Origin of the sequence: Chitinophaga horti, assembly GCF_022867795.2 — a bacterium.
Lineage (GTDB): Bacteria > Bacteroidota > Bacteroidia > Chitinophagales > Chitinophagaceae > Chitinophaga > Chitinophaga horti.
On the sequence record NZ_CP107006.1, the window covers coordinates 1,802,226 to 1,823,585 of the forward strand.

The 21,360-nt window shown below is 51.5% G+C and carries 14 protein-coding genes; 8 read left to right on the forward strand and 6 right to left on the reverse strand.

Annotation, left to right across the window (positions count from 1 at the left end):
• Positions 1-30: 30 nt before the first annotated feature.
• A complete protein-coding gene (locus MKQ68_RS07270) occupies positions 31-570 on the forward strand; it encodes a hypothetical protein (protein WP_264282711.1) in 540 nt (179 codons plus the stop codon).
• Here the strand turns inward: MKQ68_RS07270 and MKQ68_RS07275 are convergent.
• Positions 567-1,886: a rhamnogalacturonan acetylesterase gene (locus MKQ68_RS07275; protein WP_264282712.1), complete on the reverse strand. Its 1,320-nt coding sequence runs from the start codon at positions 1,884-1,886 to the stop codon at positions 567-569. The genes MKQ68_RS07270 and MKQ68_RS07275 overlap by 4 nt on opposite strands.
• Before the next feature lie 537 nt (positions 1,887-2,423).
• Between MKQ68_RS07275 and MKQ68_RS07280 the strand changes: the two genes are divergently transcribed.
• The 5 genes from MKQ68_RS07280 (at position 2,424) to MKQ68_RS07300 (ending at position 9,650) form a co-directional block, all read left to right on the forward strand.
• Positions 2,424-3,557 (forward strand): efflux RND transporter periplasmic adaptor subunit, encoded by a 1,134-nt coding sequence (locus MKQ68_RS07280; protein ID WP_264282713.1) that lies wholly within the window; start codon positions 2,424-2,426, stop codon positions 3,555-3,557.
• Positions 3,558-3,589: 32 nt separating this feature from the next.
• A complete protein-coding gene (locus MKQ68_RS07285) occupies positions 3,590-6,763 on the forward strand; it encodes an efflux RND transporter permease subunit (protein WP_264282714.1) in 3,174 nt (1,057 codons plus the stop codon).
• A 10-nt stretch (positions 6,764-6,773) separates the two neighbouring features.
• Positions 6,774-8,186, forward strand: coding sequence for an efflux transporter outer membrane subunit (locus tag MKQ68_RS07290; RefSeq protein ID WP_244838484.1), 1,413 nt, complete (start codon positions 6,774-6,776; stop codon positions 8,184-8,186).
• A gap of 85 nt (positions 8,187-8,271) precedes the next feature.
• Entirely contained in the window at positions 8,272-8,625 is a 354-nt protein-coding gene (locus tag MKQ68_RS07295; RefSeq protein ID WP_244838483.1) for an MmcQ/YjbR family DNA-binding protein, read from the forward strand.
• A 92-nt stretch (positions 8,626-8,717) separates the two neighbouring features.
• The gene (locus MKQ68_RS07300; protein ID WP_264282715.1) at positions 8,718-9,650 is read left to right on the forward strand and encodes a ring-cleaving dioxygenase; all 933 of its coding nucleotides are present in this window, start codon (positions 8,718-8,720) and stop codon (positions 9,648-9,650) included.
• A 101-nt stretch (positions 9,651-9,751) separates the two neighbouring features.
• Here the strand turns inward: MKQ68_RS07300 and MKQ68_RS07305 are convergent, their stop codons facing one another.
• From MKQ68_RS07305 to MKQ68_RS07325, 5 genes are all read right to left on the reverse strand, one after another.
• Positions 9,752-10,699, reverse strand: coding sequence for a PorP/SprF family type IX secretion system membrane protein (locus MKQ68_RS07305; protein WP_264282716.1), 948 nt, complete (start codon positions 10,697-10,699; stop codon positions 9,752-9,754).
• 31 nt (positions 10,700-10,730) lie between these two features.
• A complete protein-coding gene (locus tag MKQ68_RS07310) occupies positions 10,731-11,423 on the reverse strand; it encodes a T9SS type B sorting domain-containing protein (RefSeq protein WP_264282717.1) in 693 nt (230 codons plus the stop codon).
• Between the two features lie 123 nt (positions 11,424-11,546).
• Positions 11,547-12,626, reverse strand: coding sequence for an outer membrane protein assembly factor (locus MKQ68_RS07315; protein WP_264282718.1), 1,080 nt, complete (start codon positions 12,624-12,626; stop codon positions 11,547-11,549).
• 17 nt (positions 12,627-12,643) lie between these two features.
• On the reverse strand, positions 12,644-13,885 hold the full coding sequence (locus MKQ68_RS07320; RefSeq protein ID WP_264282719.1) for a BamA/TamA family outer membrane protein: 1,242 nt from the start codon (positions 13,883-13,885) through the stop codon (positions 12,644-12,646).
• Between the two features lie 3 nt (positions 13,886-13,888).
• Positions 13,889-18,925, reverse strand: coding sequence for a translocation/assembly module TamB domain-containing protein (locus MKQ68_RS07325; RefSeq protein WP_264282720.1), 5,037 nt, complete (start codon positions 18,923-18,925; stop codon positions 13,889-13,891).
• A 210-nt stretch (positions 18,926-19,135) separates the two neighbouring features.
• On the opposite strand from MKQ68_RS07325, the gene MKQ68_RS07330 reads away from it, so the two are divergent.
• The gene (locus tag MKQ68_RS07330) at positions 19,136-19,783 is read left to right on the forward strand and encodes a hypothetical protein (RefSeq protein ID WP_264282721.1); all 648 of its coding nucleotides are present in this window, start codon (positions 19,136-19,138) and stop codon (positions 19,781-19,783) included.
• 623 nt (positions 19,784-20,406) lie between these two features.
• Positions 20,407-21,264, forward strand: a complete 858-nt coding sequence (gene porG, locus MKQ68_RS07335) for a type IX secretion system protein PorG (RefSeq protein WP_264282722.1) — start codon at positions 20,407-20,409, stop codon at positions 21,262-21,264.
• Positions 21,265-21,360 lie beyond the last annotated feature (96 nt).

Here is a 21,360-nt window from a genome sequence, read left to right on the forward strand (position 1 = left end):
AATGCTTAATTTAAAGCATAAACCATTGTGATGCCCTTTGATATAATTGTTCAATTAGCCAGTAACCTTATTTACATTGCGGCCATCATCGCCATCGTGTATTTCACGTTGAAGATATTCCGCAATGCGCCCGGAAAACCGCCCGCCGCGGCAGGCCCCAAAGTAGTCAGCCGCCCTTTGATGGACCTGTTCATCGAATGCAGGTACGACGTTCGTATGGTACAAGGCTGGAAGTACCAGGTATCCACCGTTATTTACCCGATGAATACCGACAGTGTGGAACAATTGCTGGAATCGCACGTGACGGGCATCCGCTCACTTAGCCTGGAAAGTGCTTCGTTCGATGTAATTCAATTGCAAACGCCCAGCGGGCCGCTTAGCGCATCTGGACTAAGGGCTTCCTGGCTGTTAACGCCTGTTATACCGGGCAACGTCAGTTTCCGCCTGCTCGTAGAGGTCGACAAGCTGGGTGAAGACCCGGAACTGCTGAAGGTCTTGTTCAGCGATGTGTATGTTCGGCGTAACTACGCCCGCTGGTTAAAGTGGGGAGATAAAAAGCAGATGGCCTAATTACCATCTGGCTTCACCGTACCGCTAAATCCACTGGCCGGCCAGTAAAACGTAGCAGGATCGTCCGGCTTAGCATGATCGAATTTCCGGAATACGCCACCACGCCTGTTAAAAGGGAAATGTTTATCTGCCAGCGCATTCGCCACGCATTTCGCGATTTGCCAGGCACCAAAGGCGGAAAAGTGGGTATTATCCTTCAATGCTTCTTTTTGCCCAGGGTAAGTGCCTGCAGGATAGTGTACAAAAGCTTTCAGCGATTTTTCCGGTCCCCACGCTTCATACATCTCCTTGGTCATGGCATTGAGGTCGATGAGGGCTACCTTCATTTCTTTAGCCACCTGCCTCACCGCGGCAGGGAAGTCGCCGAGGGAGTTGGTGATCTTGCCGGTGCTGTCGAAGGATCGCCGGTTTACGGGTGTGATCAACACAGGTACGCCTTCGTGTTTACGCGTTTCCCTCACATAATACTCCAGCTCTTTTTTAAATGACGTAAACGCGCCTACGTTTTCGCCTTTACGCTTCTGGTCGTTATGCCCAAATTCGATAAACAGGTAGTCCCCGCCACGCATCTGGCTAAAGATCTTATCCAGCCTGCCTGCTGCCCGAAAGCTGTGAAGGGTTTCGCCGCTTTCCGCATAGTTGGCGATGGCCACATCGCGGGCATCGTAAAATGCCGGCAGTATCTGTCCCCAGGAACACCAGGGCTCGCGGGACTGGTCAACCACGGTGGAGTTGCCTGCCAGGAAGGCCACATGTTCCGCCTCCGCAGGCATGATATGAATCTCGCATATTTTTGGCAGGCTGTCGGAAAACTCTAAAGTGAGGCGATTGTCCCAATGCAGGTATTCGTGCTCGCGATCTTTCAGTTTTACCTTTCCCGTTACCACGCCTTTCTGGCGGATCAGGCTGTCGCGTACATGTACGGTGAATTTGCTGGCCCTTATCTCATTCTTCCGCGTACGTATGTTATAGAGCATCAGCCGGCGGCATTCCGCGCGAACTGTTGTGGCTGAACGTCCGTAACGGTCACCCGTATACAGTACCACATCATATTCACCTTCCGGCACATCTACCGAAAAAGAAAACGGGTGAGGGGCCGTAATATAATCGCGGGTACGCTGGTGATCGATGTCTTTGTATTGCACTAAACGCAAACCAGTGGTGTCGTCCCAGCCATAGCCGCGTTCCTTGGTATAAAGAGCATCCGTATTTAATTCGCCTTTACCGGGGCCGATGAGAAATACTTTCTTTACGGGTTGCTGCGCAAACGTATAAGTAGAAAGCAGGGTACAAAGTAACAGCAGTTGTAATTTCATAGATGGAAGTTCTGTAAGCGCCAGGGGGCTTGTCAAGCTAAACCCCGCTGATGTTGTAAAATAGTATGTTTATTCTGATTTATCACTTTTAGCCGCCTGCCATGATCACATCTCCATGTTCATGATGCGCCGTGTGCCATCCGCCTTCCTTTCTAAACGTTCGTACCGTTCTAATGTTACTTTGGCCAGGATAAGGCGGAAGAAGCGCTCGAACAGGGGATTGGTCTCACCAATACCGACCATTATCCGTGAACTTGCAAGCGATTGCAAAAAAGCTGGCAAATCGAAGTAAAGTTAACAAGTGATCGCTTAACTCATACATGCTCGTCGCAGGAAATCCCAGTTTCATCGCTAAAAACCCAGGTGGCAAACCGGTCGTTCGTACCTTGCGGGGTATCATTACGTAAGGAAACCTTTCACAAACCCGTATCTGTATGAGAAAAGAACTTTTCACCGTGTTCCGGTGTTGTTTTCCTGGCAGGTCGTTTGGTATACATGGAAAACTTTTCAAATAAGCTCAAAACCAGAACTCACTATATGAAGTGTTACAATTATTGCTACGGTTATATGTGGATGTTAATGGCAGGTGTGCTGCTGACGTCCTGCGGAGAAAAAAAGAAGGCGGGAATGCCCGGTGCGGGAGGCGTTAAGGATTACAAGGTGCAAACAGTGACAGCTGGTAAAGCAGTACTCTACACAGATTTTCCGGCCACTATCCAGGGGCAGCAAGTCGTGGAGATTCGTCCCAAGATCGACGGCTTTGTGGAGAAAGTTTTTGTGGACGAAGGTGCCACGGTGAAAAAGGGACAAGTATTGTTCCGCATCAGCAACCCGATGTACGAACAGGAATTACGTACGGCGGAAGCTGGTATCAAAACTGCACAGGCAGAGGTAAGCACGGCAGAAATGCAGGTAAATAAGGTGCGCCCGCTTGTAGAAAAAGACATCATCAGTAAATATGAACTGGAAAGTGCGGAGTATTCGCTTCAGGCGAAGAAGGCTGCGCTTGCCCAGGCCAACGCTACCCTGGCCAATGCCCGTACGAACGTTGGGTATACCACCATCACCAGCCCGGTGAATGGTGTGATCGGTACGATCCCTAACAAAGTAGGCGCCCTGGTGAGTGCCAGCTCGGCCCAGCCATTGACGACGGTTTCACAGTCCGGCGACGTATATGCTTACTTTTCCGTGAACGAGAAGCAGTTGCTGGCGGTATCGCGTATGTATAAAGGCGCCACCATCCAGGAAAAACTGAAAAGCGCACCCCATGTACTGTTCATTCTGCCCGACGGCGAAACTTACGACCAGGAAGGTAAGATCGAAACCGCCAGCGGACTGGTTACCTCAGAAACCGGTTCGGTACAGTTCCGCGCGACCTATCCCAACCCGCTCGGTATTTTACGCAGCGGTGGTAGTGGTACGGTACGTATCCCCCGTGAAATGGATTCTGCGCTCGTGATCCCGCAGGTCGCTACTTACGACCTGCAGGGCAAACGTTTTGCATGGCAGCTGAAGCCGGATACGACGGTAGCAAGTGTGCCCATTACGGTACGTGCTACGCCCGACGGTAAATCTTTCGTGGTGGAAGAAGGCCTGAAACAAGGCGACGTAATCGTGGTAGAAGGAATCACTGATCTGAAAGATGGCGCGAAGATCCGCCCCAAACAGTAACGCCGGCTGGCATTGACAACTAAACAGACTTTATGCTTAAAAAATTTATAGAACGGCCGGTACTGTCTACGGTTATCTCTGTGATCATCGTGATCCTGGGTGTACTGGGGCTGGTAACGCTGCCGATTGCTCAATACCCGGACATTGCGCCGCCCACCGTGCAGGTTTCCGCCAGTTATCCTGGCGCTAACGCCGATGTGGTACTCAATTCCATTATCATCCCTTTGGAAGAACAAATCAACGGGGTGGAAGATATGACGTACATGACGTCTACTTCCACGAACGAAGGTACTGCTACGATCACGGTCGTTTTTAAAGTGGGTACCAACCCCGACCTGGCCGCGGTGAACGTACAAAACCGCGTATCCCGCGCCACCAGCCTGTTACCGGCAGAGGTAACGCAGGCAGGTGTAACGGTCATCAAAAGGCAGTCGAGTAACCTGCTGATCTTCGCCCTCAATAGTGAGAACCCGGCCTATGATCAGACTTTCCTGCAGAACTATGCGAAGATCAACCTCGTGCCGCAAATCCAGCGTGTAAGCGGCGTGGGCGATGTAACTGTATTCGGTTCCCGCGACTATTCCATGCGTATCTGGCTGAAACCACAGGTGATGGCGGCTTACGGGCTCATGCCTTCCGACATTACGGCGGCGCTGGCAGAGCAGAACATTGAGGCGGCACCCGGTAAAGTAGGGGAGAACAGTAACCAGGCATTCCAGTATGTAATCAAGTACACGGGCCGGTTAAAAGATGTATCGCAGTTCGAAAATATCATTATTAAATCTATCGGCAACGGGCAGCAATTGTTGCTGAAAGACGTGGCCCGCGTAGAACTGGGCGCGCAGAGTTACTCGGCGTATAACCTCGTAAACGATCATCCGGCCGTGGGTGTGGCGGTGGTACAGGCTGCCGGCTCCAACGCGCGGGATGTAATCAATGGTAGTAAGACGGTATTGGAAGAAGCGTCCAAGTCATTCCCTCCCGGGGTGAAATACACGGTGCTGGTGGATGTGAACCGCTTCCTGGATGCGTCTATCGACAAGGTAATTCATACGCTGATAGAGGCATTTATCCTCGTGTTTATCGTGGTATTCCTCTTCCTGCAGGATTTCCGGTCCACGCTGATCCCGGCGATATCGGTGCCGGTGGCGATCGTGGGTACGTTCTTCTTCCTCAACTTATTTGGCTTCAGCATTAACCTGTTAACGTTGTTCGCACTCGTACTGGCAATCGGTATCGTGGTGGATGACGCCATTGTGGTCGTCGAGGCGGTGCATGCGAAGCTGGACCATGGCGCTAAGTCGGCCCGAAAGGCCACGCTGTCGGCCATGAACGAGATCAGTGGCGCGATCGTGTCCATCACGCTGGTAATGTCGGCGGTATTCGTACCCGTAACGTTCATCACCGGTTCGGCGGGTGTGTTCTACAAACAGTTCGGTCTTACGCTGGCGATCTCGATCATCCTCTCGGCTGTAAACGCCTTAACGCTCAGCCCTGCGCTGTGTGCGTTGTTGCTGAAACCACACGACGAGCATAAACATAAGAAAACGACTTACCTGCAGCGTTTCTATAAGGCGTTCAACACGTCTTTCGATGCGGTAACAGGTAAATATAAAAGAGCAGTACATTTCTTATCTATCCGTAAATGGATGGCGATCGCGATCATCGTGTTATTCAGCGGTGGTCTGTATTTGCTGATGAAAACCACGCCATCGTCATTCGTGCCGAGCGAGGATTTGGGAACGGTGTTCGCTTCTGTAAGCTTACCGCCGGGTTCCACGCTGGAACGTTCGGATTCTGTATCTAAAAAGGTAGCGGAAATAGCCCGTAGCATCGACGGCGTAAACAATACGTTGCAGGTGGTAGGTACCAACTTCATCGCGGGTTCGGGTAGCGCTTACTCCATGGTAATTATCGAACTGAAGGAGTGGGGCGACCGTCCCGGCAGAGATGCTACAAAAATCATCGGGGAACTGTTCGCGAAAACAGCGGGTGTTCGGGAGGCGAGCAGCATCATCTTCTTTAGTCCCCCTACGGTACAGGGCTTCAGCGTAAGCGGTGGTTTCGAGTTCCAGTTGCAGGACCGGGGCGGCCACACGATACAGGAGTTCTATAAGGTGAGCAACGACTTCCAGACCGCCCTGCGCGCCCGTCCGGAAATACAATACATCAACTCAACGTTCAACCCGAACTTCCCGCAATTGCAACTGACGGTAAATACCGCTAAAGCAAAGGATGCGGGTGTGTCGCCCAGCTCGATCCTGAGCACCATGCAAGGTTACTTCGGTGGGGTGTACGCATCTAACTTCAACCAGTTCGGTAAGCAGTACAGGGTGATGATCCAGGCGGATTATAACTACCGTACAAGTGAGGCCAGTCTGAATAACGTGTATGTACGCAATACGGCCGGACAAATGGCGCCGATCAGCGAATTCGTTTCGCTGGAAAGGGTGTACGGTCCGGAAGCGATCAACCGTTTTAACCTGTTTACGTCTATCGCGGTGAATGGTTCACCCAACCCGGGCTTCAGCTCTGGTGATGCGATCAAGGCAGTACAGGAGGTAGCGGCCGAAACGCTGCCTGCAGGCTATGGTTACGAATTCTCCGGTATCACCCGCGAGGAGTTGTCTGCCGGCAGCCAGTCGGTATACATCTTTATCCTCTGTCTGATTTTCGTATACTTCCTGCTTTGTGCGCAATACGAAAGCTACATCCTGCCTTTCGCCGTGTTGTTATCGCTGCCTGTTGGCCTGGCGGGTACGTTCGTGTTCAACAAGATCTTCGGAATCGATAATAACATCTATACGCAGATATCGCTGATCATGCTGATAGGCCTGCTCGCGAAGAACGCGATCCTGATCGTGGAGTTCGCGATACAACGCAGGCGCAACGGCGAGTCGGTACTGGATGCCGCGGTAGATGGTGCTGTAGCCCGTTTACGCCCGATCCTGATGACTTCCTTCGCGTTCATTCTCGGCCTGGTGCCGCTGATGCTTGCAAGCGGCGCCGGTGCGAACGGTAACCGCGCGATCGGTACCAGTGCGGTAGGCGGTATGCTTATCGGTACGCTCTTCGGCGTGATGGTGATCCCTGCACTGTTCGTGATTTTCCAGGTATTGCAGGAGAAAGTAGGCCGTAAAAAGAGGCCGGAAGATGAAGACGATGAAGATGAAACCGGATTACAAACCGTGCCGGCAGCTCACTAAAACGAAAAGTATGAAGAACAGATATATCGCATACATCATAAGTATACCGGTTGTGCTGGCGGGATGTAAGATCACGCAGAAGTACGAGAAGCCGGACATTCAAACGCCCGCCACGTATCGTGGCGCGGCCACCACTACGGATACGACTACGCTGGCAGATATCCGTTGGCAGGAACTGTTCAGCGACCCGCAGTTACGTACGCTCATTCAGCAGGGGCTCGACAGTAACCTCGACCTGAAAATAGCTATAGCGCGTATGAAAGCGGCGGCCGCCAACCTGCGCCAGAGCAAGGATGCCTTCTGGCCTACATTAAGCGTATCGCCCAGCTTTACGCATGCGAAGCCATCACCCGCGCAGCTCCGTGCATTCGGTAACTCCAGCGGCGCATCCATTCCCTCGTACGACCAGTACTCGTTAACGGGTACTGCGAGCTGGGAAGTGGATGTTTGGGGCAAATTACGTAGCACTAAACGCTCGCGTGTAGCACAGTTCCTGGCGAGCGATGCCTACCGCCGCACGGTACAAACGCAGTTGATCGCCAACATCGCAAACAGTTATTATACGCTGCTCGCATTGGACCAACAGCTCAAGATCACCGAGCAAACGGTAGCGATCCGTAAGAACGATGTAGAAACGATCAAAGCGCTGAAAGAAGCGGCCACGCTTACCGGTGCCGATGTGGTGAACAGTGAAGCGAACCGCTATGCCGCCGAGGTGAGCATCCCGGATATTAAACAAAACATCCGCGAAACTGAAAATGCGCTCAGCGTATTATTAGGCATCGCAGCAGATACGATCGTACGCGGCAACCTGGCCGAACAAAAGACGGTGGAGTACCTGCAGGCCGGTGTGCCGGTGCATTTGCTCAGCAACCGCCCGGACGTTCAGCAGGCCGAATATTCGCTGATCAGTAATTTCGAACTGACGAATGTTGCCCGCACGTATTTCTACCCGCAGCTAAACATTTCCGCTACCGGTGGTTTCGCAACAGTAAATACGCTAAAAGGCTTTTTTGACCAAACCTTCTACTGGAACCTGGTCGCCGGTCTTACACAGCCAATCTTCAACCAGGGCCTGAACCGCCAGCGCCTGCGCGTAGCAGAAGCGAACCAGGAGGAGTCGTTCTACAGCTTTAAATCGACGATGCTCACGGCTACCCAGGAGGTATCGGATGCGTTATTCAGCTATCGCACGGCGGCTGAGAAAATGACGATCCGCCAGGAGCAATTGAAATCGCTGCAAAAGGCGGTGGAGTTTAACAAGGAACTGCTGCGTTATTCCTCCAGCACGAACTACACAGACGTGTTGACTGCAGAGCAAAACCTGCTCACCGCACAGCTGAACGGTATCAACGACAAACTGCAGCAATTGCAGGCGGTCGTTACATTATACCGCGCACTGGGTGGTGGCTGGAAACAGTAAACGCATCTGCATAAATAATGAAGGGCCGGTCACGTTGGTGGCCGGCCTTTTTAATGTTATCTTTATCGGCTAAAATCCTGATATCTTGAACCTGGAAAAATTCAGAGACTATTGCCTGTCCCTCAAAGGCACTTCGGAAAAGTTTCCCTTCGACGAAAGCACGCTGGTATTTTATGTGATGAACAAAATGTTCGCACTCACCAGTGTCGAGTTCTTCGCCAGCGCCAACCTCAAATGTGATCCCGACCTGGCGGTAGAACTGCGCGAACGTTACGCGGCCGTTGAACCAGGTTATCATATGAACAAGAAACACTGGAACACGGTGTTGATGGACGGCACCATCCCGGATAAACTCATCCTGGAATGGACAAAACACTCGTACGACTTGGTGGTGGCGGGGCTTACAAAGAAAGACCGCGCAGCGCTGGAGAATTTGTAGTAGTGTTCCGATAAAATGTCCATCGTTTTATTTGAATAGTCCATTTATCAACTTTGCAGGTAACGCTACCTTTGACTTGTTAAATAAAATATATGGAAAACAAGATTTTAGGTATCCACCACGTAACGGCAATCGCCGGTAATGCAAAGAGAAATCTGGACTTTTACACCCAGGTGCTGGGAATGAGGCTGGTAAAGAAAACGGTGAACTTCGACGATCCTAATACTTACCATTTTTATTACGGCAACTACGCGGGCCAACCCGGAACCATACTCACTTTCTTCCCATGGGAAGGGATTACTTTAGGCCGCAGGGGCAGCGGACAAGCCACTGAAACGGCATTTGCAGTACCCGAAGGCAGCCTGGATTTCTGGCTAAAACGCCTTGAAGCACGTAATGTGATCTTCAACAATCCTGCACAAAAGTTCGGCCAGGACTACCTCACGTTCCTCGATCCCGACGGCCTGAAACTGGAGCTGGTAGCAGTACCCGAAAGCAAACTGATTACGCCTTACGAAACCGGCGATATTAATGGTAAGGTGGCACTGGGTGGTTTCCATCACGTAACACTGACGCTGAACCGTATTAAGCCTACAGTGGCGGTACTGGAACTGTTGGGATATACTTTGCAGCAGCAGGAAGTAAACCGCTATCGTTACGTACTGGAAGGTAATCCGAACGCCGGTATTATCGACCTGGTAGAAGCAGCCGGCGAACAACGCGGCCACGTAGCTGGCGGCTCGGTTCACCACATCGCTTTCCGCGTTAAAAATCAGGCTGCTCAACTCGAGTTCCAGGAAGCGATCGCGAAGAAAGGTTTTAATATTACACCGGTATTGGACCGTAACTATTTTACCTCCATCTACTTCCGCGAACCAGGCGGCGTACTGTTCGAAATCGCTACAGACGATCCGGGTTTCGCAGTAGATGAATCGCTCGAAACACTGGGCGAAGCACTCAAATTGCCCGCACAGTACGAAGTAAACAGGGAGCAGATCGCTGCGACGTTACCGAAGTTATCATAGCGTAAAGCCCGGGAAACCGGGGTAGACTGTACGACAGAAGATATAAACAACAAAGGCCCGGAACTCCGGGCCTTTTCGTTAGGCATAGGGTATAAATCTTGCTATTGCTCCGTTTGCGGAACCAGCTTCCTGAATAAGTTCAGATGTAAATTGATCTCGAATGCACCGCTCGTATAATTCTTCAAGCCTGCGGTTTGTGAGTTGTAAATCAGTTGCAGGCCGGCATTGGATTTAAAGTTGAAACCCAGTCCCGCAGAGAAGTTGCGGGTGGAGTGATACATGGCGAACAGGTTGGCGAACTCGTCGAGCACGGCGAGGTTAGCGCCAATGTCGATCAGGCTGCTTTCTCCCTTAATACCGCGCACGCAGATCTTCGGTTCGATGTATGAGATGGTGCCGTCGTGTGTTTCCACCTTGTAACTCGCCGCTGCAAAGAACAGTGCGCGGTCAAAGGCTTCGTACTCATCTTTCGTAAACTTCGCGAACAGGCTCGGCACCGATGCCTGTAACGTCATATTATGATTGGTATAAGCCATCCCAAAGTCCGCATCGAAAAAGTTGTCGCGGGCGTTGTAACGCGCCACGGCCGGATCATTGGGATCGCCCTGCATACCTTTGTAAGAAATACGTTTGTTATCCAGCACACCCGATAAACCAAAGTGGAGTGCCGTTTCTTTTTCCAGGTTCAGCGGCAGGTGGTAAGCGTAGGTAACGGCAATGCGCGTTTGTCCCAGCAATCCTGCTTTATCTGAATATACTTGTGCACCGGCAGCTACGCGGCTCGTCACCGGGATGTTAGCCGTAACGGAAGTCGTAACTGGCCCCCCGTCTATTTCCTGCCACATGCGGCGGTGTGCAAAGTCGAGCTTTAAACCCTTGCCTAGCCCGGCCATCGCGGGATTTGCCAGGTACTGGTTCATGAAGTACTGCGCGGCCAGTGGATGTTGTACCTGGGTTTCGTTACCCAGTTCCTGGGCCTTTATGCCTGTTTGTAACAGCAGTAAGGTGGCCGCCGACAGCGCAGTTTTAGTGAGTAAAGGAAATTTCATAGGTGCTTCATAAGATGATGGTTCGGATATCTTAACGCTTGTCGCGCACAAGGGTAATGTACCCCTTAAACTGCTTAGGCCCCAGGTCCAGCACATAATAATAGGTGCCTTCCGCAAGGTGACTGCCGTTTACACTGCCATTCCAGTCGTTCTGATAGTTCTTTTTAGTGTATACCATGCGACCGATACGGTCGTAGATAGCCAGGGTATTGTTCTTGCCGGGGTCGAGGTTTTTGACTACCCACAGGTCGTTGATGCCGTCGCCGTTAGGGGTAAGAATGTTGTTGGCGTCCAGCTTCTCCGGCGTTTCATACACATCGGCGATGTGGATGGAAAAGGTGCGCTCCAGGAACTCGCCAAGGTTGTTGGTCGCCCTTACGCGAATACTGTAGCTCGACTTGGTTTCATAATCAAACACCACGTTCGCGCGCAATACCCCTTTGCTGTCAATCGTAAAGGCGGCATTGTCCACATCGTCCGCGCCTGCTACCAGGGTATAGGCGTATGAAGATGCGGCTGCGTCATTACTCATAAAAGCGCCAACGGCAGTGCCGGTCAGGTTGTTCTCGTGAATTTCTTTTACAGGAAGCTGGATGTCCGTAGGCGTTACCCCACCGGCCCGTAACGACAGCGCAGGTAAGGTCAGCATCAGGTACAGCGCATGCCTGCGGCAAAGGCTAAAGGCCCTGCGGCAAACGCCGGGATAGGATAGTGGGTAGGTCATATACACTTTGCTTTAACCGCCTCGCAAACGCTCCTGTATCGGAACGCCTGCAAGGTATTAGTCTACGGATAGCAAATATATATAATGCGTTTTAATTAATAAAATAAAACTTTCATATGTTGGTTAGAACGGATAGCCGATCGCAATGTTCAATACGAGGTTTTCTTTCCGCCAGTCGGGGTCCCCGAATTTGATCTGGTTGCCCACCCAACGCTGTCCCTCCGGCAGCCAGGGTTTGCGCAGCGGGAACGCCACATCAAAGCGTATAATAAGGATGGATGCGTCTATACGTAAGCCCACACCGGTGCCCATGGCCAGCTGGTCAAACATCTTGCTGGGTTCGAACTTCCCTTCTTCTTTACCGGCCAGGCTTTCTTTTAACCAGATATTACCCGCGTCGAAGAAGGCTGCCAGTTCCACCAGTTTCGTCGGTTTAAAGCGGAACTCGGAGTTGTATTCCAGTTTGATATCGCCCGCCTGGTTAGCCAGCAGCCTGGCGGTATCCAGTCCCTGGTCGCGATAACTACCCGGCCCCAGTGTTCTCGCCCTGAAGGCACGTAAGCTGTTGCTACCACCTATGAAAAACTGTTTCACGAACGGCAGGGTGCTGAAGTTGCCGTATGGTATACCGTAACCGGCCAGGGCACGGTTTACCCAGGTCAGGTTGTCGCTCAGCTTCCAGTAGTGACGGCCCTCCAGGGAGAAACGTACGTACTGCGAGAACGGATTATTAAATATCAACCGCTGACTGTCCTGCTTGGGAATGACCAGCCCCGCAATGTTGCCGGAAATGTCGGTGTTGAAGCTGCCGTAGAAGGTGTGGTATCGCTTCTCCGCCAGGTTATTGAACGTCAGCGTATAGTTGCCGCCTAACAGGAATTGTTTCGTGATGGACTGCTGTATGGCAAGGTCCTGCGCTTTTTGATTCAGGAACAGTACTGATTCCTTCGTCGGCAACACATACGTGATCGAAACAGGATTCAGCTGATGCTCGAGAAATCTTGTCTTCTTCCAGAGATAACCATATTGGAAATAGAATGCGTTCAGGTTGTACATCGCCGGGCGGCTTAACAGCTCATAACCAATACTGAACTTCGTTCGTGGTACGTACGGCGTTCGTATGTTGATGCCGCGTATCGGCGTTACAAAGCGGGGGATGGTCACTGATACGTCGCCCGTCAGGCTATAGCCGCTGGTATTCAACTGGGTACTGCCACCACCTACTTGTGTCTCGAAACCACCGCCGAGTTTGATCTCCAGGAGATTAGCCCCCTTAACCAGTTTCGGTTCTTGGCCGATATATTCAACTGCGATCCCACGAAGTTACTACTCTTCGAGTACCCCGTCAGGTCGAGCTGCAATGATCGTTTCGGGTAGGGGGTAAGGTAGAAGCTGGCGTTCAGCGAACCGGTGTCTCTGCCCGTACGGAACTGCCCGCGAACGAACTTAAATACGCCGAGGTTCACGAGCCTTTGCAGGGTAATGTTGTGACTACTCAAACGGTACAGGCTGTCCCGCTGCAGGAACACAGAACGTTCGAACACGATCGGTTTAAAAAGGCTGTCCGGGTCCACGATGATGAAACCAGGACGTTTGCGGCCGCGACGGGTGCTGTCATTACGTGCTGCACGCGTGGCGCGCGCAGAGTCAGTAGCGCGGCTGCGCGTACGCATGGTGTCTTCGTCCAGGCTGTAATCGGTGTACAACGTTACGTTGCGCATTTTATACTGCCGTAAAGCCGTGGCAGGTGTTTGCGGTTTGATCTGCACGAACAGGTTTACTTTGCCCTGGTGGGTACTGTCTACCTGCACCAGCACATAATCCGGTGTGAAATAATAAAAGCCCTGTTCTTTCAGAATATCGTGTATGCGGTCGCGTTCATCTTTAATATCATCCAATCGGTAGATGGCGTTGTGTTTTAACAGCGATTTGCTTTTCTGCTCCATGATCAGCCGCGACATCACACCGGTATCTATCTCAAAATATACACTGTCGATGGTATAACGGGTACCGGGTGTGGCCGTGTACTTGATGCTGGCTTTTTTACTTCCCTTCAGGTTCACTTTGTTCCGCACATCGGCCTGGAAGTATCCGTTATCTTCCAGGAATTGTTCGAGTATCAGGTTGTTGGTGCCGGGTTTCACCTGGCTGAGCAGGACGGGGGCTTCACCCCATTTCTTGCGAAGCAGGTAGTTGAGGCCCTTGGTTTTATTCCCCGGATCTTTACCCAGGTTATATAACAGCAGTTTGAAGGGGATGCCCAGCGTTTTTTTATTGGGCGAAGGCCGCAGCCTGCTCTCCATGCCGCCATTCAAGGCGCCTTTATCTTTCGGTTTCTTGCCATTCCATTTGATGTCGGAACCTGTAAACAGCCTGTCTCCCTCGGGCACGGTCTTCGTGGTGGAGCAGGCCGCGATTACGGCCCAAACTAATATGATTATATAGCCCTGCTTGCCTCTCATACTTTATTTTGATTTTTTTGCGCGGATGCGTTCCTGTTTCTTTTCTCTCCGCCGTTCGAATATCTCTCTAAACTCGTCGTAGTCCATTACCAGCATAAATGACAGACCGGTTTCGACGACTTCACCTTCAATAATGGTCTCACTCAGGTTACGCCGGTAAGCCCGCAACCGGTATCGCCCATCCCGGCTAAGGGCATATTCGGCCGACACGTCGCCCACGAGGGTACTGGCTTCCTGCGGATCGCCATTGCCGGTTATGCCTACATTCGAACCCACGCTAACGGTTAAACGATCGTTGAACAGGCGTTTGGATACGTCTACTTTCAGGTTGGTACTTTCCTGACGGGTGCCGGAGCTGTAATCGTCTTCCGATTGCAGGTCGAAGTTCACGTCAAAGCCTTTGATCAAACTACCCGCGAGGTTGTTCAGCTGTTGCGATAACACTTTACTCACACTCTTACGGGCAATGTCTTCGAACGAGCTGCCTGTACGGTTATCCAGTTGGTCAAACGGATTTTCGGAGATGAACCTGTTTAAGATCAGCAGGCCCATTACCTGCTTGTTCAATTCTGACGGCACCTGGTTGATCTGTTTCAGACGGGTGTACAGCGCGCCTTCCAGCACATTGCGCGAGTTTTCCGGCATATCCAGTTCAAAGGCTATTTCTGGTTTCAACAGTTCACCGGTGATGATCAGGAACACTTCTACCGGTACTTTTTGATTGTACTGCGCTTTGTTGGTGGTCGCATCAGTTACCTGGTCGCCAATCAGGTCGATGGCGGGGGCATTCACGGCATACTTTGCACGAATGTTCACGTCCGCGCTGGTCGCCTCGCCATTCCATATAATAGTGCTTCCTTTTTCGATCGCAAATTCACGTTTGATCAGCTGGTTCAGCGACATTGCATATTTACCTTCGTCGATCTCGTAGCGACCTGTGAGGCTCATCTTATTACTTGGATCGAGCGTGAGGTTAAGCGTGGCGTTACCCTGTACTTCCAGGTAGTCGCCGTTGCCCGGGTCGATCACGATGCGCATGATGGCTTTCGGGTCGATCTCCACATCTCCCGAAAACACAATGCCCGAAAGGGTAGGCATTGATGGCAGGGTGTCGCGTTTGGCCAGCAGCGCACTGTCCGGCATATTATCCCGGTCTACGAACTCCACAATGCCCTCGCGACTTTCTATCTCCGGTTTGTTCTCGGGTATCACCACGGTCACCTGCGATTTCTCGCGCAGTTTCACATTCAGTTGTACCCTTGGCAAATCCAGGTCGCCGCGAATACGGGCATTCACATCTATATAAGCCGGACCGTAATACAATTGATCATCGCTTGCCTTTGGACCCAAAGCCCTGAAGTTCTCAGCCGTGAAGTCGAGGTTAAAGGCGAAGCTGCGGTAGTCGGTCGTGCGTATCTGTCCGTTCAATATGGCTTCGTTACTCGCACTATCGGCGATTACGAACTGGCGGAAGCGGATGCCTTGCTCTTCAAATAAGATGTCTTCATCAGGTAGTTTCAGTTCGGTATTGATCATGCTTACCGTGAAGCCTACATCGTTAAAGTGCAGGTTACCACGAATCTCCGGTTTGGTTACCGTGCCTTTTACCGTCATGCGGCCATTAGCGAAACCGCTCATCTTGTTTAGGTTGCCGAAGGTAAACGGCTCTACCGCTTTTACATTCAGTTGCTGTAAACTAAGTGTGAAATCCAGGTTACCGTCATAGGTGCCCGTCAGTTCAATATCATTATCATTTCCGGTGATGCGGGCGTCCAGGTTATAGGCCTTTTCGGCGGTGGAATTGGCTTTAAGAGCTAGGTTGCCCACGGCGGTGCCCATCGCACGAATACTGTCGATTTTCAGGTCGCCGTCCAGAATCGGTGCATCTTCCAGGTTGCTTACAGTAATGGCACCATTGGCAATACCGTTGATCAGCGCGGTGTCTTTCTCAATAATGCTGGTCAGCGTTGCCAGGCGGAATTGTTTCAGCTCCACGGTAATATCGGGCATGGTCGTGTCCTGTGCAGCCTGTGGTGTAAATACGCGCAATTGCTGGTCCTGCCGTGCAAAACCAATGTCTGCGAAGGAGAGGTTCCCCGATTTCATTACTACCTTATTGCCACCGGCGGCGCTCCATTCCTGTTGGTTCAGCAGTATGCGCTCCTTCAGCGATAACACCAGGCTGTCGCCCTGCAGGTATTGCAGGTTACCGCCGATCACGTACTTGGCTTCCTGTTTTTTATTGTTGATCTGCAGGTCAAAGTCGAGCAGGCCGTTTTGTGCTTTTGCATCGATGGTGGTACGTTCCAGCGGAATGGTCGGGTGGCGTAACGCGCCCAGTAATACATTGGCGGTCATCAACGAGGTGTCTGCCCGCAGTTTCACCTGGAAGGTGTCTACAAAGAAGGAATCGTAACGCAGGCGCTCCATGCTCAGGTCTGCTGCTAACAACGCACTGTCGCTGTTCAGGCGGCCGCGGATGAACATGGGTTTGTCCATCTCGATGTCGGGGAACAGTGGTTGTAATGATTTCGGGATGAGCACTGCGCCGTTAAACGCCAGCTGTTGCTGCTCTGCCGGCATCTCCGGTACTTCGGAGCGGGCGGAGAGGTGATGGCCGATAATACCTTGAATGGTGGACGCCACCGTTTTGTAGTTAAAGTCGCCCGCAATACGCATCCGCGCAAACGGCGCGCGGAGCACGACACGCTGCATACCACTGTCTGCATCTGCCCGAAGGGTAATGCTGTCCAGCGCATAGATATCAGATTTGTTGGCTACCTGTATCTTGTAGATGTCGGCCGATGCATCCAGCTTCCTGGCCTGCAGGCTGTTTACGCGCGCGTCCAGGGTGGCTTTGATGCTCATGGTGTCTTTGCTGAAGTTGGTCGTATGCATGTCGAACTTCTGCAAATCCGCAAAGGCGGTAATATCCGGGCGGAGCGAATCGATCTTGCCGGATAATTCCAGTTTCAGCTGCACGGCCGGGTCGTCCACATTGCCTTTCGCCCGGTAAGCCCCCTGCTTCAGACCCGCGTCCAGCAGGATGTTGTGGTAAGTATAACGGTTGTAGGTAAACGATGCGATATTGATATTGGCGTCGGCGACGGCCTTTTGTACGTCGGTGCCGCTGCCTTTTGCATAGATCTTACCGTTAAGCGCGCCGAGCGTCGTATCGCGGATGAAGCGGCCTGTCTGCAAACGATCTGCTACCAGGGTAAGCTGGTAGCTCAGTTTTGCCGGATCGGTGAAGTTGGCCACGTCGCCGTTGACAGACAAATTACCGAAGTCGGTGGTGAGGCGCAGGTTGGGGTGTACACGCTGCATGCCGCCCCGCAAGGCGCCGGTGAGTTGTAAATGCCCGGGCAGCTGTACCGTATTGGGAATGGTGCCCGCAGGTACCCAGGTGCTGATGCCATAACGGGTGGCGGTTACTTTCAACGCCACGAGATCAAGCCCGAGTTTATCTGTTTCAGTTACATTAGCCGCGGCACCTCTCACATACAGGTAGGTTTGATCGTTGTCTTTCACTTCCAGCCCGGGAATCTGCAATTGTGCCAGCGAGCCTTCCAGCTGTCCGCGTATCGATAATAACTTACGCCATAACGGTTTCATGGAAGCGTTGGTAGACAGGTCTGGTGCAAAATACAGCGCCTCGCGGAGGGCGAGGGTCGTTGGGCGCAGGTCTGCATTGATCTGTAGCGCACCGAGGTTGTCGGACAGTGTACTCCACGAAGGGGCCTGTATCCGTACGTCTGCATCTATTTTACTGGCTGCGGTTTGTAACAGGAAGTCACCGAGGTTTACTTCGCTGCTCGTATACAACACCCTGCCTTTCAGCTGTTGCACCTGTACGCCGCTCTTTTCGGCCAGACTACCCTCGCTGATGTTTGCGCGGGCACTGTCGGCGTTATAGGCAATGTCGTTCGCTTTCAGGATCACGTTCACCAGTCCCATATGGTTGGCGTCAAACGCGTTTTTGTATTTGATGGCGGCCGAATCGGGATTGTCCATATTGAAGTTCACCCCATCAATGTTCAACGCCCGCGCAGTTACACGCCAGGTGTTGGGGGAGGAGGTGTCTTTCGGTTCGCTGGCGCCGGTAGTGTCCAGGCCTTCTTTCAGCTTCAGGTCTACAGTGCTTTGTTTGAGCGCCAGTTCCTGCGCGTCTACGAGTGTTTGCGCCAGGTCAAAACGGGCGTTTTTCAGTTCGAGGTGACCGATACTGCCGCCCACGTCTATTCCAACACCATCGCTCGCGTACCGGAACTGCGTATTGCTGATTACCAGGCTTACCGCACGCAAATCAAACGGCATGCTGCCCGTATCCACTTTCTCCGGTTCGGGTTTGGCGGGTATTGCGGCTGGTTTATAGAATTGCACGAAGGATGCCTTTACGCCATCCAGCAGGAATTTATCTATATAATAAGCGCCCTTTTCCGTATCTACTTCCTGTGGTTCCAGGTGCAATGTTTTAATGTTCGCACCCACCAGCATGCCGCCCAGGCTATCGTTGTATTTCAGGTCGATGCGCCGCAGGTCTACCTCGCCAATGTCGTACTTCATCGTGGTACCGCTCTCTTCGATCACCGTGTCCTTCGACGGGTTGGGGGAGGCGAAGGCATCAATGATAAACTGGTAGTTAAAGCTGCTATCGTTCGCCGGACGATACACGTTGGCCGTGGCGTCATTCCACTGGAGGGAGTACACCCGCAACTCATTGTGCAGCAGCGCCAGGAGGTTATAACGTACCTCCAGTTCTCCGCTGGAAAACAGGGTTTGTTGTCGCTGATCTTTTACAGATACTTCGCGCAGACTCAGTTCATGCCACCAGGTAAAGCGGAGCCGGCCAATGTGTACTTCTGTACCCAATTGTTTGCGGAGGTAATTCTCGGCTTTACCACGCACGAAGTCCTGTACAGCGGGTAGCTGTAGCAGCAAGAGTAGTAAAAGGGGCAGGCCAACCACGGTAATCACAATGCCAATCAACCATCGCTTTAGTTTTCGCTTCCAGGGTTTGGCGGTAGAGGGTTCCTTCACGTATATGATATCTAATTAATAAATTGAATATTAAACCTTTGATGCAAATATCATACCGTCGATACCACACAATTATACCCCACCCGATATCGATCACACTGGCTTTTTTTCGATTTATTGTACGTAGTCCTTACCGGTAGCGGATTCGCACAAACTTTAACTATTTGTATCATTTTAATTGTTCGATATTCGCCGCAAATTGATGCCCGCATGACTAGATCATTTGTTGCCGCCAGCCTGTTGGCGCTGTTACTGGCCATTAACGTAAAAGCCCAGACGAAAAGTCCCCTGCAGAAGGAAGTCGACCAGTTCAGCTGGGGCCTCTACGAGGAAGTGAAACAGCTGCCTGTCGCCCTGGACCGGCTAACAATTTACGATACCTTAACGATGACGCGCGTGCCCATCATCGGCAAGATCAATCATTTCCTGCACCAGCATGCAGACGCATTCTATAAAAGCCGCCTGCAAAGCCTGGAGGCCGTAAAAGGCAACATTCCTGAAGCCCGCGGTTACCAGCCCCTCGGCTCCCTGGGTATGGAAGACATCCTGAGCGGTTTTATCATGGAAGACAGCACCCTCAATCCGGTATACGCCCTCAAAACCAGCATCGACGCCGGCACCCTGGCCAACAATATGGCCACCACGCTTTTCATCATGCTCGACGAAAACAACCAGACCCGTACCGACAAACTCCGCCTGTACGGTGCCTACGTATTCTCCGGTCTGCGCCTCACCGCCCAACAAGTTTCCGGCGATACCTGGCGCATCTGGGCCGACGGCCAGTGGCGGGTACTCGACCTTACGTGGGATATTCGTAAGAACAAGGTCTGGGGCGTGAAAGTCTGGACGAAAGGTTAAATTCACCGACATATCATCTGTAAGGGGCTCCCGCCCCTTTTTTTATGCCCATACCCGTCAGGCCGTTAAAATACTATGCTTCTCCCAGCTACACTCCGTACTGGCGAGCTACATCCTTGCTGCATCCTTTAAGCAACCTAGGTTCATCCTACGTTCAACCTACGTTCAACCTTTGTTCAACCTAGGCTCACGAACGTAAAATGAACGAAGGATAAGCGAAAGATAAGCCTAGGATGATCGAAGGATGTTCGAAAGATCCTCGAGGGATGTTGGTAGGATATTGCCGGTTTCGCCGGGCTGTCACGTCCTAAAATAGGTTTACACCCTTATGAGATAATCCGGATTAAGGTTTACACCTGGCACACGACCTGTCAGGGTGCGAAACGGCGGCTAAACTGCAGGTGGGAGGCTGGCTCAAATCGACTTTTTTAACTATTCTTCAAATATTTAAATTATTCCCCTAGGTATTGATAATCAGCTCATATTTAGTTCAATGATAATAATCAAAGGCTTGATTATGAATTAATCAGAAAAACCCCTAAATTTGGCCCCATTATTAGGGCATAATAATTTTTTTGTGTATAAAAACGTTACTAATCAATAACCTGTAAACCTTTACTTCCTTGAAAAAGATCATTGGAATATTTTTGTTGTCCGCGGCCCCGTTGATGAGTTTTGCGCAGGATTGGCATGTTGGTGTATTTGCAGGGATCAGTAATTATAGTGGCGACCTGAACGAAAAAGCGGTGGACTTCAGTTATACACGACCATCGCTGGGTATTTTGGTAAGAAAGGATATTAACCGTTTCCTCACGGTGCGCGCTCAGGCTTCCTGGGGGCTGGTAGCAGCAGCGGATAGTACGAATTCTTCCCGCGATCTCTTACAACGTAACCTCAGTTTCAAATCAAATATCTGGGAAGGCGCCATCATGGGCGAACTCAATTTTATGGACCTGGAAATGACCGGGTTCACGCCTTATGTATTTGGTGGTGTAGGTGTATTCAGCTTTTACCCGAAAGCAAAAAACGCCGCCGGTGAATGGACGCCTTTACGTCCGCTCCGCACCGAAGGTCAGGGTTTACCGCAGTATCCAGAAAGACCGATGTACAGTCTTTACCAGGTATCGCTGCCTTTCGGTATGGGTGTAAAATACATCCTAACGGAGAAGCTTACACTGGGTGTTGAAGTAGGCTGGCGTAAAACGTTTACCGACTATCTCGACGACGTAAGTAATACTTACGTTGACGAAAATACGCTGTTGGCTTACGCAGGACAACAGGCCGTTGACCTGGCATTCCGCGGCGATGAAACAGGGCACTTTCTGCCGCCAACGTCTTATCCTGCCGACGGCACCATTCGTGGTAACCCCGACAAGAAAGACTGGTACGTATTCAGTGGGCTTACACTTACTTACCGCATTGGCTCCGGCAGCGGTGGTGGCCGCAGGAGCACTAACTTTTCGAAGTGTTTCAAAATGTAATAACGCATTTTTTCCGCATCGTAAAGCCGCTCGAACGAGCGGCTTTTTTTTATGGCACACTTCTTGAATTTACAGGTACAACTACCAATCGAAACA

What these genes read in the sequence shown, in the direction of transcription:
- MKQ68_RS07270 (WP_264282711.1), top strand. Translation starts at nt 31, where the DNA reads ATGCCCTTTGATATAATTGTTCAATTAGCCAGTAACCTTATTTACATT.
- MKQ68_RS07275 (WP_264282712.1), bottom strand. Translation starts at nt 1,886, where the DNA reads ATGAAATTACAACTGCTGTTACTTTGTACCCTGCTTTCTACTTATACG.
- MKQ68_RS07280 (WP_264282713.1), top strand. Translation starts at nt 2,424, where the DNA reads ATGAAGTGTTACAATTATTGCTACGGTTATATGTGGATGTTAATGGCA.
- MKQ68_RS07285 (WP_264282714.1), top strand. Translation starts at nt 3,590, where the DNA reads ATGCTTAAAAAATTTATAGAACGGCCGGTACTGTCTACGGTTATCTCT.
- MKQ68_RS07290 (WP_244838484.1), top strand. Translation starts at nt 6,774, where the DNA reads ATGAAGAACAGATATATCGCATACATCATAAGTATACCGGTTGTGCTG.
- MKQ68_RS07300 (WP_264282715.1), top strand. Translation starts at nt 8,718, where the DNA reads ATGGAAAACAAGATTTTAGGTATCCACCACGTAACGGCAATCGCCGGT.
- MKQ68_RS07305 (WP_264282716.1), bottom strand. Translation starts at nt 10,699, where the DNA reads ATGAAATTTCCTTTACTCACTAAAACTGCGCTGTCGGCGGCCACCTTA.
- MKQ68_RS07310 (WP_264282717.1), bottom strand. Translation starts at nt 11,423, where the DNA reads ATGACCTACCCACTATCCTATCCCGGCGTTTGCCGCAGGGCCTTTAGC.
- MKQ68_RS07320 (WP_264282719.1), bottom strand. Translation starts at nt 13,885, where the DNA reads ATGAGAGGCAAGCAGGGCTATATAATCATATTAGTTTGGGCCGTAATC.
- MKQ68_RS07330 (WP_264282721.1), top strand. Translation starts at nt 19,136, where the DNA reads ATGACTAGATCATTTGTTGCCGCCAGCCTGTTGGCGCTGTTACTGGCC.